The organism is Enterobacter sp. Bisph1, assembly GCF_000814905.1.
In the GTDB taxonomy this organism is placed as follows: domain Bacteria; phylum Pseudomonadota; class Gammaproteobacteria; order Enterobacterales; family Enterobacteriaceae; genus Kosakonia.
On sequence record NZ_JXAG01000020.1, the window covers coordinates 51,613 to 66,241 of the forward strand.

At 54.2% G+C, this 14,629-nt stretch carries 12 protein-coding genes; 8 read left to right on the forward strand and 4 right to left on the reverse strand.

What is annotated here, in order from left to right; all coding sequences use genetic code 11:
- Positions 1-80 precede the first annotated feature (80 nt).
- Entirely contained in the window at positions 81-1,073 is a 993-nt protein-coding gene (asnA, locus tag RW65_RS01660; RefSeq protein WP_039054912.1) for an aspartate--ammonia ligase, read from the forward strand.
- On the opposite strand, the gene viaA is transcribed toward asnA, so the two are convergent.
- Positions 1,070-2,521 carry an ATPase RavA stimulator ViaA gene (viaA, locus tag RW65_RS01665; RefSeq protein ID WP_039054913.1) on the reverse strand — a complete coding sequence of 484 codons (1,452 nt, stop codon included), beginning with the start codon at positions 2,519-2,521 and terminating at the stop codon, positions 1,070-1,072. The genes asnA and viaA overlap by 4 nt on opposite strands.
- The gene (gene ravA / locus RW65_RS01670; RefSeq protein WP_039054914.1) at positions 2,515-4,014 is read right to left on the reverse strand and encodes an ATPase RavA; all 1,500 of its coding nucleotides are present in this window, start codon (positions 4,012-4,014) and stop codon (positions 2,515-2,517) included. The genes viaA and ravA overlap by 7 nt, the downstream gene beginning before the upstream one ends.
- Positions 4,015-4,237: 223 nt before the next feature.
- Between ravA and kup the strand changes: the two genes are divergently transcribed.
- From kup to rbsR, 7 genes are all read left to right on the forward strand, one after another.
- The gene (kup, locus tag RW65_RS01675) at positions 4,238-6,106 is read left to right on the forward strand and encodes a low affinity potassium transporter Kup (RefSeq protein ID WP_039054915.1); all 1,869 of its coding nucleotides are present in this window, start codon (positions 4,238-4,240) and stop codon (positions 6,104-6,106) included.
- Positions 6,107-6,310: 204 nt separating this feature from the next.
- Positions 6,311-6,730: a D-ribose pyranase gene (gene rbsD / locus RW65_RS01680; protein ID WP_039054916.1), complete on the forward strand. Its 420-nt coding sequence runs from the start codon at positions 6,311-6,313 to the stop codon at positions 6,728-6,730.
- A 7-nt stretch (positions 6,731-6,737) separates the two neighbouring features.
- The gene (gene rbsA, locus RW65_RS01685; protein WP_039054917.1) at positions 6,738-8,243 is read left to right on the forward strand and encodes a ribose ABC transporter ATP-binding protein RbsA; all 1,506 of its coding nucleotides are present in this window, start codon (positions 6,738-6,740) and stop codon (positions 8,241-8,243) included.
- A gap of 5 nt (positions 8,244-8,248) precedes the next feature.
- Positions 8,249-9,214 (forward strand): ribose ABC transporter permease, encoded by a 966-nt coding sequence (gene rbsC, locus RW65_RS01690; RefSeq protein WP_039054918.1) that lies wholly within the window; start codon positions 8,249-8,251, stop codon positions 9,212-9,214.
- Between the two features lie 26 nt (positions 9,215-9,240).
- Positions 9,241-10,131, forward strand: coding sequence for a ribose ABC transporter substrate-binding protein RbsB (gene rbsB / locus RW65_RS01695; protein ID WP_039054919.1), 891 nt, complete (start codon positions 9,241-9,243; stop codon positions 10,129-10,131).
- A 107-nt stretch (positions 10,132-10,238) separates the two neighbouring features.
- Entirely contained in the window at positions 10,239-11,168 is a 930-nt protein-coding gene (gene rbsK, locus RW65_RS01700) for a ribokinase (protein ID WP_039054923.1), read from the forward strand.
- 3 nt (positions 11,169-11,171) lie between these two features.
- Positions 11,172-12,164, forward strand: a complete 993-nt coding sequence (gene rbsR / locus RW65_RS01705; RefSeq protein ID WP_156123949.1) for a ribose operon transcriptional repressor RbsR — start codon at positions 11,172-11,174, stop codon at positions 12,162-12,164.
- On the opposite strand, the gene mdtD is transcribed toward rbsR, so the two are convergent.
- Positions 12,156-13,556, reverse strand: coding sequence for a multidrug transporter subunit MdtD (gene mdtD, locus RW65_RS01710; protein ID WP_039054921.1), 1,401 nt, complete (start codon positions 13,554-13,556; stop codon positions 12,156-12,158). The two genes, rbsR and mdtD, sit on opposite strands and share 9 nt — an antisense overlap.
- Positions 13,557-13,567: 11 nt before the next feature.
- Positions 13,568-14,257 carry a FadR/GntR family transcriptional regulator gene (locus tag RW65_RS01715; protein ID WP_039054922.1) on the reverse strand — a complete coding sequence of 230 codons (690 nt, stop codon included), beginning with the start codon at positions 14,255-14,257 and terminating at the stop codon, positions 13,568-13,570.
- Positions 14,258-14,629 lie beyond the last annotated feature (372 nt).

A 14,629-nucleotide genomic window follows, 5' to 3' on the forward strand; every position in this document is an offset into this window, starting at 1 on the left:
CGGCTTTTTAATTGATGATTATTGAGTTACTGCGTTTTTTTGTTGCTTAATGAACAGCAACAGAACACAGGAGTTAAATAATGAAAACCGCTTACATCGCCAGACAGCGCCAGATTGCTTTCGTCAAATCCTTCTTCTCCCGCCAGCTGGAAGATAAATTGGGGCTGATTGAAGTTCAGGCACCGATCCTCAGCCGCGTCGGTGATGGCACCCAGGATAACCTGTCGGGTTGCGAAAAAGCGGTACAGGTCAATGTGAAAACCCTGCCGGAGGCGCGTTTTGAAGTGGTGCACTCGCTGGCCAAATGGAAACGTCAAACCCTCGGCCAGCATGATTTCAGCGCCGGGGAAGGCATCTACACGCATATGAAAGCCCTGCGTCCAGATGAAGATCGTCTCTCTTCTATTCACTCCGTGTATGTTGATCAGTGGGATTGGGAACGCGTGCTCGGCGACGATCAGCGCCAGCTGTCTAGCTTAAAAAGTACCGTTGAGGCGATTTGGTCGGGGATCAAAGCGACGGAAATGGCGGTGAGTGAAGCCTTCGATTTAACGCCGTTTCTGCCCGCGCAGATCCACTTTGTGCACAGCGAAACCCTGCTGCGTCGTTTCCCGGATCTTGATGCCAAAGGACGTGAGCGCGCGATTGCCAAAGAGCTGGGTGCGGTGTTCCTGATGGGCATTGGCGGTAAGCTGAGTGACGGTAAGCGTCATGATGTTCGCGCCCCGGATTATGATGACTGGAGCAGCATGGTGGAAGAGGGCTTTAGCGGGCTGAACGGCGATATCCTGGTGTGGAACCCGGTACTGGAAGATGCGCTGGAACTCTCTTCAATGGGCATTCGCGTTGATGCTGCGGCCTTAAAACGTCAGTTAACGCTGACCGGCGATGAAGAGCGCTTACAGCTGGAGTGGCACCAGGCGCTGCTGCGCGGTGAGATGCCGCAAACCATCGGCGGCGGTATTGGTCAATCCCGTCTGACGATGCTGCTGCTGCAGTTGCCGCATATTGGCCAGGTGCAATGCGGCGTGTGGCCTGCGCAGGTGCGTGAGCAGGTTTCCGGCCTGCTTTAACGTCGCCAGCGGCGTAACAGGCGGCTGCGCATCCCGGTATCGAAACGCCAGATATGATCAAATATGCGCATGATGCCGGGTTTGCCGTGAGAAGACATGGCAACGGCGTGAAAACGGTGTTGATGAAGCTGCTGCAGCGTCTTTATCTGGCTCACCACATCGTCCGGCAGACGCTGGGCGATGAAATCTGAAATCACTACCGCGTCGGCGTCATACCACTCTCCACCCTGCATCCGTTCAACGATAGCGCGAAAGCAGCTTGCCAGATCGGTGCCGCCGCGAAAACGCTGGCTGAGAAAGCGGATCGCCTGCTCCAGCCCCTGTGCGCTGGTTAGTTCATAACGCACCACTTCGCTGGAGAACAGCATAATAAAGCAGCGTCGTTTATCCGCCAGCGCAACGCGCATCAGCGCCAGACAGAAGGCTTTTGCGCACTGCTCATTAAAGCCGCCCATCGAACCCGAGGTATCGACACAGACAATAAACGGCCCGCGCGGCTGCTCATCAAAATCCTGATGCACCACCGGGCGTTCGGTCACTTTTTCCCGCCAGGCGTCACCGTGCAGACGGTAGGTTAGTAGCTGTTTTTCCACCAGCCGCCGGTAAAACTCGTACTCCAGCTCGGTGATACCCAGGGTTGCCAGCTCCGGGGGCAACAAGCGCAGAATATCGTCGCTCTGATGTAAGCCATCAACCTGCTCCGGAACGATGGCCGGTTCGCGCACCAGCGTACGGAAGGTTTCCATCGGCGCATCTTTTCGCGGCACCGATCTCGCTTCCCGCGAACGGCCAAGCTGCTCGGCAAGCTGGCGCAGTTCCGGCTGCTCTTGCAGGAAATCGCCATACTTAACGATAAGCTGGTAATCACCGCGTTTTAGCTGCCCGGCGCTCATATCCCACAGCCGTCCGGCGGCATTTTCATTCTCAATCAGTACCGGTTCTAGCTGGCCGCTCAGGGTCATGCGTTCCTGCACTTCACTGAGTAATTGCTCGCGCTCTTCTTCCAGTAGCTGCTGATTTAAAGCGGTGGTTTGCACCACCAGGCTCAGGCGCCAGCGCTGTAAAAACAGCGTATGCAGGGCCGGGGTGAGAACCGGGTTATCCGTTACCATTTGCCGCGCCTGGGCGGCGAAAGGGGAGTGCAGCTTATCCAGCAGGGCGAGGATTTGCGGCAGTTGCACGGTGAACTGTGAGGTGGAAAGCAGCTGGTTTTGCTGGTAGCTCAGCACCTCTTGCGCCAGCTCCGGCGGCACTTCGGACTCTTGCAGATGCTTTTTTAGCGCTGCGCGCCAGCGCGGAATATCGTCGGTAAGGGCATGTTTAAGTTTGGGGAATTTTTCAAAAAACAGCGCCAGCTGCGGTGAGGCCAGCAGGAGAACGATCAGCTCATCCACCAGCGCCTCTTCGCTAATGGTGAGCATCACATTCAGGGTATCCAGCGTTAACATTGCCGCGCCTGTTGGATTTGCGCTCGGACATCCTGCAGGCTGGCTTCAATGCGGCCTAACCAGTCGGCAGGGATAAACAAACATTTCTGCTGTTCACTAAAGCGGGTGTGCTGCTGATGCCAGGTATTATCAAGGGCTTCCAGCTCTTGTTTGATCTCTTCCGGCACGTTTTCCGTAGTGGCGGAACCCGGCAGCGCGAGGCGCGATCCCTGCAGGCTGACATCGCGGATCAGCAGATGCAGGCTGGTATCCACTTCCAGATTAAGCACCTGGGCAAAGCCAATACCGTTGAGCTTGCCGCGGATCTCGCCGCCTTTTGCCAGCCACTGCGCCAGCGCGCTGCGCTCAATGGTGACGTGAATAACCTGTAGATCGTGCAGTTTTAACGGCTGCTGCAGTAACAGCGTCAGAATCGGATCCGTCAGCTCAGCGGGCAAATCATAATGGGGCCGGCGGCTAAACATTCCGCCCTGGCGGCTGACTTTGAGCGCCGTTTTATCGCTTTGCTGCTGCTGGAGCTGCAGATGCCGTTGTGAAATAGCGCTGAGGCGGGCAATCATCGATTGCTGTTGCCAGGCGTGCCCGGTCATCAATATTTCCAGCTGCTGCTGTAATAAACGCATGCCATCGGCGTCATGCCAGAGGCAATCTTTCAGCAAGATTAAATCGATCGGCGCAACCGCATCACGGCCGCTGAAAAAGGCGCTGGACTGCAATAAACGGATCGCTTTTTTCCAGCGGCGGTCAGAAACATAGGGCGCGTTTGGCAGCGCATCCAGCTGCTGGCGCAGCGTATAGATAAGCTCAAAGACATTATCCGGCAGTTTGATTTTACCGATCTCCACTTGCCAGCTGGCATACTCTTCGTCGGTGATTTGCAAATCATGGGGCACGGGATTGTCGTTTTCGTCTTGCTGGCTAATCAGCATCGAACGGAAGTTGCCTTTATCCTGCACTTTGTCCAGCCACAGGCGAATCAGCATGCGGTCATACAGTGCTTCAAGGCTGCTGTCCGCTTCCGGCAGTTCGTTTGAAGCCGCCACCAGCAGACGCATCGGGATCTTCTCTTCACTGGCACCATTACGAAAGCGCCGTTCGTTAATGGCGGTCAGCAGGGTGTTCAAAATGGCCGGACCGGCTTTCCAGATCTCATCCAGAAAAACAATTTCCGCTTCCGGTAAATAGCCGCTGGTTAAACGCTCATAGCGTCCTTCATCTTTTAGCGCCTGAATAGACAGCGGGCCAAACACCTCTTCCGGCGTCGAGAAACGGGTCATCAGGTATTCGAAAGCACGGGCGCGTTTGAAGGCAAATTTCAACCGGCGGGCGATTAAGCTTTTGGCAATGCCCGGCGGGCCCAAAAGAAACACGCTTTCGCCGCTTAGTGCGGCCAGCAGACAGAGGCGAATAGCATGGCTACGCTCAAAAAGCCCTTTTTCCAGCGCGCTGCTTAAGCGGGAAATTCTTTCTGCTAATAAATGTGTGTGCGCCATAATAGATTTGCGTCCTTTCGCCGCGTTATCCGGCTTGAAAAAGCGAGTATAGACGTTCCTGAAAGTGCTTGTAATAGACTGAAGAACGGCTTTATTTTCTTTATGGCCGATTAACGTGGCCGCATTTAGGGGTACGATTTCACAAATAATCGTGCATACTGTGCGCTTTTCGTGGGCCAAGGGACTAAGCACACATTGTTGCATTCAATCAAAAGATTAGTCTATGAGCACTGATAATAAGCAATCATTACCCGCTGTTACGCTTGCGGCGATTGGCGTTGTCTACGGGGATATCGGTACCAGCCCGCTTTATACACTCCGTGAATGTTTGTCCGGTCAGTTTGGTTTTGGCGTTGAGCGCGATGCCGTATTCGGCTTTTTGTCGCTCATCTTCTGGCTACTGATTTTCGTTGTTTCCATTAAGTATCTGACGTTTGTCATGCGGGCGGATAACGCCGGTGAAGGCGGGATCTTAACCCTGATGTCGCTGGCCGGGCGCAATACCTCCGCCAGGATGACGTCGGTGCTGGTGATTATGGGGTTGATTGGCGGCAGCTTCTTCTACGGTGAAGTGGTCATAACGCCCGCCATTTCGGTGATGTCGGCGATAGAAGGTCTCGAAATCGTCGCCCCTTCACTTGATACGTGGATTGTCCCCCTCTCAATAGCGGTCTTAACCCTGCTGTTTGCGATCCAGAAACATGGCACCGGGCTGGTGGGTAAGCTGTTTGCACCCATTATGCTGGCGTGGTTTTTGATTCTCGCCGTGCTGGGTCTGCGCAGCATTATTGATAACCCGGAAGTGTTGCAGGCGCTGAACCCAATGTGGGCGGTGAATTTCTTCCTGCAATATAAAGCGGTCTCTTTTGTGGCGCTGGGCGCGGTCGTGCTTTCCATCACCGGGGTAGAAGCGTTATATGCCGATATGGGTCACTTTGGTAAGCTGCCGATCCGCGTGGCCTGGTTTACTGTTGTGCTGCCGTCGCTGGTGCTGAACTACTTTGGCCAGGGCGCGTTGCTGTTGAAAACCCCGGAAGCGATTAAGAACCCCTTCTTCCTGCTCGCACCGGAGTGGGCGCTAATCCCGATGTTGATCATTGCGACGCTGGCGACGGTTATCGCCTCGCAGGCGGTTATCTCCGGCGTCTTTTCCCTGACGCGCCAGGCGGTACGTCTGGGCTATCTTGCGCCGATGCGTATCATCCATACTTCCGAACGTGAATCCGGGCAAATCTATATTCCTTTTATTAACTGGCTGCTCTATTTCGCCGTGGTACTGGTTATTGTTAGCTTCGAACACTCCAGCAACCTGGCAGCGGCGTACGGCATCGCGGTTACCGGCACCATGGTGCTGACCTCGATTCTCTCGACCACCGTGGCGCGTAAAAACTGGCACTGGAATAAAGTGCTGGTGGGTCTGATTTTGGTGTTCTTCCTCTCATTCGATGTGCCGCTGTTCTCGGCGAACCTCGACAAAATCCTTTCTGGTGGCTGGTTGCCGTTAACCCTCGGGTTAGTGATGTTCCTGGTGATGACCACCTGGAAGAGCGAACGTTTCCGCCTGCTGCGCCGTATGCATGAACACGGCAATTCACTGGAAGCAATGATTGCGTCCCTGGAGAAATCGCCGCCGGTGCGCGTACCGGGTACGGCGGTGTATATGTCCCGTGCGCTGAATGTTATTCCGTTCGCCATGATGCACAATCTCAAGCACAACAAAGTGCTGCATGAGCGTGTGATCCTGTTAACGCTACGCACGGAAGATGCGCCATACGTGCACAATGTGCGCCGGGTGCAGATTGAGCAGCTGTCGCCGACGTTCTGGCGCGTGGTCGCGAGCTACGGCTGGCGCGAAACGCCTAACGTGGAAGAGGTGTTCCACCGCTGCGGCCTTGAAGGGCTTAATTGTCGGATGATGGAAACCTCGTTCTTTATGTCTCACGAGTCGTTAATTGTCGGCAGACGGCCCTGGTATCTGCGCCTGCGCGGTAAGCTCTATCTGGTACTGCAACGCAATGCGCTGCGCGCGCCTGACCAGTTTGAGATCCCGCCAAACCGGGTAATAGAACTCGGAACGCAGGTCGAAATTTAATGCTTATTAACCCCTCTTAATGAGGGGTTTTTATTATAAAATCCTGTCGATTTACGATAATTTAGCAAAGCTGTTTTTTTCACCGTTTCGACAAGCGAAACGTTTCGATATCGATCACATTTCTGCAACGGCACGATGGTTTTCTGCACATTCTTCGTACTACACTCGTCGTTAGCGAAACGTTTCGCTGATGGAGCATAAAAAATGAAAAAAGGTCGTGTGCTTAACGCTGATATCTCGTCAGTCATCTCTCGTCTTGGTCATACCGATACGCTGGTGGTATGCGATGCCGGGTTGCCGGTGCCGTGTAATACCCAACGCATTGATATGGCATTAACCCAGGGCGTACCTTCCTTTATGCAGGTTGTGGAAGTGGTGACGGCGGAAATGCAGGTTGAGTCCGCGATTATCGCGTCGGAAATTAAGCAGCATAATCCGCAGCTCCATGAAACGTTGCTCAAGCATCTTGAGCAGCTGCAAAAACACCAGGGAAATACCATCGATGTGCGGTACGTTACGCACGAGCAGTTCAAAATAAAGACCGCGGACAGTCATGCGGTCATTCGCAGCGGGGAGTGTTCCCCGTTTGCGAATATCATTCTCTGTGCTGGCGTCACCTTCTGAGGCCATCATGGACGCATTATTACAACTCAAAGGCATCGATAAAGCCTTCCCCGGCGTAAAAGCCCTTTCCGGTGCCGCGCTAAACGTTTATCCCGGCCGCGTCATGGCGCTGGTGGGGGAAAACGGCGCCGGCAAATCGACCATGATGAAAGTGCTGACGGGGATCTACAGCCGTGACGCCGGATCGCTGTTGTGGCTGGGTAAAGAGACCACCTTTAGCGGACCGAAATCCTCCCAGGAAGCCGGTATCGGCATTATTCATCAGGAACTCAACCTCATACCGCAGCTGAGCATCGCCGAGAACATCTTTCTTGGCCGTGAATTTGTGAACCGCTTTGGCAAAATAGACTGGAAAAAGATGTATGCCGAGGCCGATACGCTGCTGGCGAAACTCAATCTGCGCTTTAAGAGTGACCGGCTGGTGGGTGATCTGTCGATTGGCGATCAGCAGATGGTCGAAATCGCCAAAGTGATGAGCTATGAATCGCAGGTCATCATTATGGATGAACCAACGGATGCCCTGACCGATACCGAAACCGAGTCGCTGTTTCGCGTGATCCGCGAGCTGAAAACCCAGGGGCGCGGCATTGTCTATATCTCCCACCGAATGAAAGAGATCTTCGAGATTTGCGATGATGTGACGGTTTTTCGCGACGGACAATTTATTGCCGAGCGCGAAGTGGCGACGCTCACCGAAGATACGCTGATCGAAATGATGGTCGGCCGTAAACTGGAAGATCAATATCCGCGTCTGGATAAAGCGCCGGGCGAGGTTCGCCTCACCGTAGATAAGCTGTGTGGGCCGGGCGTGGAAAACGTCAGCTTCACGCTGCGTCAGGGTGAAATTCTGGGCGTGGCCGGGCTGATGGGCGCGGGCCGCACCGAGCTAATGAAAGTGCTGTATGGCGCGCTGCCGCGTACCAGCGGCTATGTAACTCTCGACGGCCATGAAGTGATCACTCGCTCGCCGCAGGACGGGCTGGCGAATGGCATTGTCTATATTTCCGAAGATCGTAAGCGTGACGGGCTGGTGCTCGGCATGTCGGTTAAAGAGAACATGTCGCTGACGGCGCTGCGCTACTTCAGCCATGCGGGCGGCAGGCTGAAACACAAAGATGAACAGCAGGCGGTAAGTGATTTTATCCGTCTGTTTAATGTCAAAACGCCGTCGATGGAGCAGGCGATTGGTTTGCTCTCCGGCGGCAATCAGCAAAAAGTCGCCATTGCGCGCGGGCTAATGACGCGCCCGAAAGTCCTGATCCTTGACGAACCGACCCGTGGCGTCGATGTTGGGGCGAAGAAAGAGATTTATCAGCTAATTAACCAATTTAAGGCCGATGGCCTGAGCATCATTCTTGTCTCCTCCGAAATGCCGGAAGTGTTGGGCATGAGCGATCGCATTATGGTGATGCATGAAGGGCATCTCGGCGGTGAGTTCACGCGCGAGCAGGCCACTCAGGAAGTGTTGATGGCTGCCGCAGTTGGCAAGCTTAACCGTGTGAATCAGGAGTAAAAAAGATGACTACCCAGGCTGTTGCTGGTCGCCGATATTTCACCAAAGCATGGTTGATGGAACAAAAATCGTTGATTGCCCTGCTGGTGCTGATTGCGATTGTGTCGACCATGAGCCCCAACTTTTTTACCGTTAATAACCTGTTGAATATCCTGCAACAGACCTCCGTTAACGCCATTATGGCGGTCGGTATGACGCTGGTAATTTTAACCTCCGGCATCGATCTTTCCGTCGGTTCGTTGCTGGCGCTGACCGGCGCGGTTGCCGCCTCGCTGGTGGGTATGGAAGTTAACGCGCTAGTGGCGGTTGTCGGTGCGCTGGCGCTGGGCGCGGCAATTGGAGCGCTAACCGGGACGATTGTCGCAAAAGGCCGCGTGCAGGCGTTTATCGCCACGCTGGTGATGATGCTGCTGCTGCGCGGTGTGACGCTGGTTTACACCAACGGTAGCCCGATTAATACCGGCTTTAACGATAACGCCGATCTCTTTGGCTGGTTTGGGATTGGCCGTCCGTTCGGCATTCCGACGCCGGTGTGGTTGATGGCAGTAGTATTTATCGCCGCGTGGTATCTGTTGCATCATACCCGTTTAGGCCGTTATATCTATGCGTTAGGCGGTAACGAGTCGGCAACGCGCTTGTCTGGTATTAGCGTCGATAAAGTCAAAGTTATCGTTTACTCCCTGTGCGGCCTTCTGGCCTCGCTGGCGGGCATTATTGAAGTGGCGCGTCTCTCCTCGGCGCAACCTACTGCGGGCGCCGGTTATGAACTGGACGCTATCGCTGCGGTTGTACTGGGCGGGACCAGCCTCGCGGGCGGCAAAGGGCGTATCGTCGGGACCTTAATCGGCGCACTGATCCTTGGCTTCCTCAATAATGGATTGAATTTGTTGAGCGTCTCCTCTTATTACCAGATGATCGTTAAAGCAGTGGTTATTCTGCTTGCGGTGCTGGTAGATAACAAAAAGCAGTAATTACCTACCCAACAGGACTCATGAAAATGAACATGAAAAAACTGGCCACTCTGGTTTCTGCTGTTGCACTGAGCGCCACCGTAAGCGCAAACGCGATGGCGAAGGACTCTATTGCTCTGGTGATCTCTACGCTGAATAACCCGTTCTTTGTTTCCCTGAAAGAGGGCGCGCAGAAAGAAGCGGACAAACTGGGTTACGACCTGGTGGTGCTGGATTCACAAAACAACCCGGCAAAAGAGCTGGCGAACGTGCAGGATCTGACCGTACGCGGAACCAAACTGCTGCTGATTAACCCAACAGATTCCGACGCGGTGGGTAACGCTATCAAAATGGCAAACCAGGCGAAAATCCCGGTTATCACACTGGACCGCGTAGCGAGCAGTGGCGAAGTGGTGAGCCATATTGCTTCTGATAACGTCCTCGGTGGCAAAATCGCCGGCGATTACATTGCCAAGAAAGCGGGCGAAGGCGCGAAAGTGATTGAGCTGGCGGGTATTGCCGGAACATCTGCCGCCCGTGAACGTGGCGAAGGCTTCCAGCAAGCCGTTGCAGCGCACAAATTCAATGTACTGGCCAGCCAGCCTGCTGACTTCGACCGTACCAAAGGCCTGAACGTGATGCAGAACCTGCTGACCGCGCATCCGGATGTGCAGGCTGTCTTTGCACAGAACGATGAAATGGCGCTGGGTGCGCTGCGCGCCCTGCAAACTGCCGGTAAATCTGATGTGATGGTGGTGGGCTTTGACGGCACGCCGGACGGCGTGAAAGCGGTTAATGACGGTAAACTGGCGGCAACCGTCGCACAGCTGCCGGAGCAGATCGGCGCGAAAGGCGTCGATACCGCAGATAAAGTGCTGAAAGGTGAAAAAGTCTACGCCAAAAACCCCGTTGACCTGAAACTGGTTATCAAGCAGTAACTCGTCATTCTGGTGGAGGGCGCAGGCCTTCCACCTGAGGGATAATACATAAGAAAAGCATGGCACGCGCCACCAACAAGGTGGCGCATTTTACGGACAAGCTCATCATGAAAACCGCAGGCAAACTCGTTGTCCTTGGCAGTATTAATGCCGATCACATTCTTAACCTTGAGTCTTTTCCCACGCCCGGTGAAACCGTGACGGGCAGCCAGTATCAGGTCGCTTTTGGTGGTAAAGGGGCAAACCAGGCGGTTGCCGCCGGACGTAGCGGCGCGAATATTGCGTTTATCGCCTGTACCGGCGATGACGATACCGGCACGCGTGTACGCAAACAGCTTGCAAGCGACAATATTGATGTCGCTCCGGTTAGCGTCGTGGCGGGGGAATCCACCGGCGTAGCGCTGATTTTCGTTAATGGTGAAGGTGAGAATGTTATCGGCATTCATGCGGGAGCGAATGCGGCGCTCTCCGTTGAACGTGTTAATGCGCAGCATGACCTGATTGCCCAGGCGGCTGCACTGTTAATGCAGCTGGAATCGCCGGTGGAAAGCGTACTGGCGGCGGCGCGCATTGCCCAGCAGAACAATACCATTGTGGCGCTGAATCCTGCGCCTGCTCGCGAACTGTCCGATGAACTGCTGGCGCTGGTGGATATCATCACGCCGAATGAAACGGAAGCGGAAAAGCTTACCGGGATTAACGTCGCCAGTGACGAAGACGCCGCGCGCGCAGCGCACGTGCTGCACGGTAAAGGCATTAAAACGGTGATCATTACCCTCGGTAGCCGCGGCGTATGGGCCAGCGTCAATGGCGAAGGGAAACGCGTAGCGGGTTTTAAAGTGAAAGCCATCGATACCATTGCCGCCGGTGATACCTTTAACGGTGCGTTACTGACGGCACTGCTGGAAGAGAAACCGCTGGATGAGGCCATTCGTTTTGCTCATGCCGCCGCGGCGATTGCCGTGACGCGTAAAGGGGCGCAACCGTCCGTGCCGTGGCGCAAAGAGATTGACGATTTTCTCGCTTTGCAGAGGTGAAACTTGGCAACGATGAAGGATGTTGCCCGCGTGGCGGGCGTTTCCACTTCAACCGTTTCTCACGTTATCAACAAAGATCGCTTTGTTAGTGAGGCGATTAGCGAAAAAGTGGAAGCGGCGATCAAGACGCTAAACTATGCGCCTTCGGCTATCGCACGCAGTTTAAAGCTCAACCAGACGCGCACTATTGGGATGTTAATTACCGCCAGTACCAATCCTTTTTATTCGGAACTGGTACGTGGCGTAGAGCGCAGCTGTTTCGAGCGCGGCTACAGCCTGGTGCTGTGCAACACCGAAGGCGATGAGCAACGCATGAATCGTAACCTGGAAACGCTGATGCAAAAACGCGTCGACGGGCTGCTATTATTGTGCACCGAAACGCACCAGCCTTCGCAAGAGATCGTGCAACGCTATCCGTCAATTCCAACAGTCATGATGGACTGGGCACCCTTCGACGGCGATAGCGATCTGATTCAGGATAACTCCTTGCTCGGCGGCGATATGGCCACGCAATATCTCATCAATAAAGGGCATACGCGTATCGCCTGCATAACCGGCCCGTTAGATAAAACCCCTGCGCGCCTGCGCCTCGAGGGCTATCGCGCAGCCATGAATCGCGCCGGATTAACCATTTGTGATGGGGATGAAATCGAGAGCGATTTTGAGTTCGGCGGCGGTTTCGATGCCATGCAGGCATTACTGGCGATGAACGAACGTCCGCAGGCGGTATTTATGGGTAATGATGCGATGGCGGTGGGGGCTTATCAGGCTCTTTACCAGGCGGGGCTGAAAATTCCGCAGGATATGGCCATTGTCGGTTATGACGATATTGAACTGGCGCGCTATATGACGCCGCCGCTCACCACCATTCATCAACCGAAAGATGAACTGGGTGAGCTGGCGATTGATGTGCTTATCCACCGTATTGCCGAGCCGGGTCTGCAACAGCAGCGTTTACAGCTCACGCCAGTCCTGATCGAGCGTGGTTCAGCCTGACTTGTGCCTTTCTTTAATCAGGTTGCGGCCATCTTTGGCTTTTAACAGCATAAACACCAGCGCGGAAACCAGGGTGATGCCCCCCATGGTAATAAAGGTATAGTGGAATTGCTCCACGGTGTTCGCACTGTCAAACCCTTCATAGAAACGCAGCACTGCCGCGCTAACGGCAACTCCTAAGCTTATCGACAACTGTTGCGTTACCGCCAGCACGCTATTGCCGCTGCTGGCGTTCTCATCGGTTAAGTCGGCAAGGGTTATCGTGTTCATCGAGGTAAACTGCGTGGACATCGCCATCCCGAGGACAAACAGCGGCACTACCAGCATCCACACCGCCATCGCCGGCGTTTGCAGGGCGAACTGCGCCACCATCAATCCAATAAACAGCGTGACGCCGATCAGCGTTTTTCGGTAGCCAAACCAGCGTAATATCTGGGTTACCATTGATTTCGCCAGAATAGAACCCAGCGCGGTAGGCGCCATCATACAACCGGCGATTAACGCCGGATAACCGAACCCGACCTGTAACATCAGCGGCATCAAGAAAGGAACGCAGCCGGTACCTAACCGTGATGCTATATTCCCGGCGATGCCGACGGAAAAGGTACGGGTATGAAACAGGTTAAGGGAGATTAGCGGCGTCGGATGGCGGCGCGCGTGGCGAATGTAGACCAGTAACAATAAAACGCCGCTCATAATAATGGCAAAGGCGAGCCAGCTGGCGACCAGCTTCTCACCAAACAACTCCATCCCACTTGAGAACAGCACCAGGCTTAAACCAAACAGGAAAAAACCGCCGAGATCGAAACTGCGCCTGGGCGTTGTGAAGTTGGGCATGTATTTACGTGCGTAAATCAGACCGGCGAGGCCAATCGGGATATTAATTAAGAAGATCCAGTGCCAGCTTGCCCAGGTGACCAGCACACCGCCCATCACCGGACCCAGAATCGGGCCGACCAGCCCTGGCATGGTGACGAAGTTAAGGACCGGCAGCAATTCACTTCGCGGGTAAGCACGCAGCAGCGCCAGGCGTGCGACCGGCATCATCATCGCTCCGCCGACGCCCTGAATAACACGACACACGACCAGCATCGGCAACGAATTCGACAGCGCGCAGGCCAGCGAACCGAGGGTAAAGAGGCTCACCGCCAGCATAAAGACACGGCGCGTACCGAAGCGGTCGGCCAGCCAGCCGCTCATCGGGATAAGCATGGCGACGGTCAGCGTATAGCTGATAATGGCCGATTGCATCGCTAAAGGGGAACGATTGAGACTTTGTGCGATAGCGGGAAGAGCAGTGTTAAGAATGGTGGCGTCCAGTGCCTGCATAAAAAAAGCCATGGCTGCAATCCACGGCAGGCCCGCCATACTGCGCGCTTTCTTCTCTGTCATACTTTGTCCTGTTAATTCGGCGTATTCAATAACAGCTGACACGCCCGGAACGCGCTTTCGCCGTCGCTTTCCTGGATAGCGTCCACAATCGCCTGGTGAAGGTCGAGCTTAACCACTTCATTATGGGTAATAGAGGTAAAGTAGGTGTGATAGACCGAATGAAAGAGCGACGAGAAGGAGATCAGAAACGGGTTATCGCTCATCGCGTAAATATGTTCATGCCACGCCGTATCAACTTCAACCCAGCGTTCACGATTGAAGTTCTTTTTTAGTAACACCATCTCTTCCATTAATGTATTGAGATGGCCTTTTTGTTCCGCGCTACCAAGCGTTGCGGCGAGCAGGCAAGCCTGAGGCTCAAGGCTGCTGCGCATAATAAGAAAGTGTTGAATAACCTCCTGGAAGTTATCCTCACGCATCCACCAGGAGAGCAGTTCCTTATCAAGGAAGTTCCAGTTCTCTTTCGGCATGACGCGCGTACCGATACGCGGGCGAGGCAATACCATGCCTTTGGCGGTTAATGTCTTTACCGCTTCCCTGACGGCCGTGCGGCTTACACCAAACTTCTCACCCAGCTCCATCTCGCCAGGCAAAATAGTGCCGGGGGCGTACTCTCCATTCAGGATCTGTTGCGCCAGTTTCTCCGCCAACACCCAGGAGATATTTTTCTGCGCGGCAAGTTGTTGTGCATTCAACGACATTTATCACGTCCTTATTTCTTTATTTCACACGCTAGTATGCCATCCGCCTGGTCTCTCACGGTGGCAAAAACAGCTAAATCGGCCATTTATGCCGCTTTTTACCGCGCTTTGTTGAAAAAAGAGGCGGTTGGAAACTTTTTTCAAATTAGGGGTTGTCAGCCGGAATTAACTCCCTATAATGCGCCTCCACTGACACGGCACAACGGCAAACAAACCGGCCGGTCAGGTGAAGAAATCTGAAAATAAACAGTTGACTTCACGGCGGGAAAACGTAATATACGCAACCCGCGCCGCAGCAAAAAACGCAGCGGCACTGCTCTTTAACAATTTATCAGACAATCTGTGTGGGCACTCAGATGACTGGATTCTTAA

Coding starts and splice junctions, on each gene's coding strand:
- asnA (WP_039054912.1), top strand. CDS start 81: ATGAAAACCGCTTACATCGCCAGACAGCGCCAGATTGCTTTCGTCAAA.
- viaA (WP_039054913.1), bottom strand. CDS start 2,521: ATGTTAACGCTGGATACCCTGAATGTGATGCTCACCATTAGCGAAGAG.
- ravA (WP_039054914.1), bottom strand. CDS start 4,014: ATGGCGCACACACATTTATTAGCAGAAAGAATTTCCCGCTTAAGCAGC.
- kup (WP_039054915.1), top strand. CDS start 4,238: ATGAGCACTGATAATAAGCAATCATTACCCGCTGTTACGCTTGCGGCG.
- rbsD (WP_039054916.1), top strand. CDS start 6,311: ATGAAAAAAGGTCGTGTGCTTAACGCTGATATCTCGTCAGTCATCTCT.
- rbsA (WP_039054917.1), top strand. CDS start 6,738: ATGGACGCATTATTACAACTCAAAGGCATCGATAAAGCCTTCCCCGGC.
- rbsC (WP_039054918.1), top strand. CDS start 8,249: ATGACTACCCAGGCTGTTGCTGGTCGCCGATATTTCACCAAAGCATGG.
- rbsB (WP_039054919.1), top strand. CDS start 9,241: ATGAACATGAAAAAACTGGCCACTCTGGTTTCTGCTGTTGCACTGAGC.
- rbsK (WP_039054923.1), top strand. CDS start 10,239: ATGAAAACCGCAGGCAAACTCGTTGTCCTTGGCAGTATTAATGCCGAT.
- mdtD (WP_039054921.1), bottom strand. CDS start 13,556: ATGACAGAGAAGAAAGCGCGCAGTATGGCGGGCCTGCCGTGGATTGCA.
- RW65_RS01715 (WP_039054922.1), bottom strand. CDS start 14,257: ATGTCGTTGAATGCACAACAACTTGCCGCGCAGAAAAATATCTCCTGG.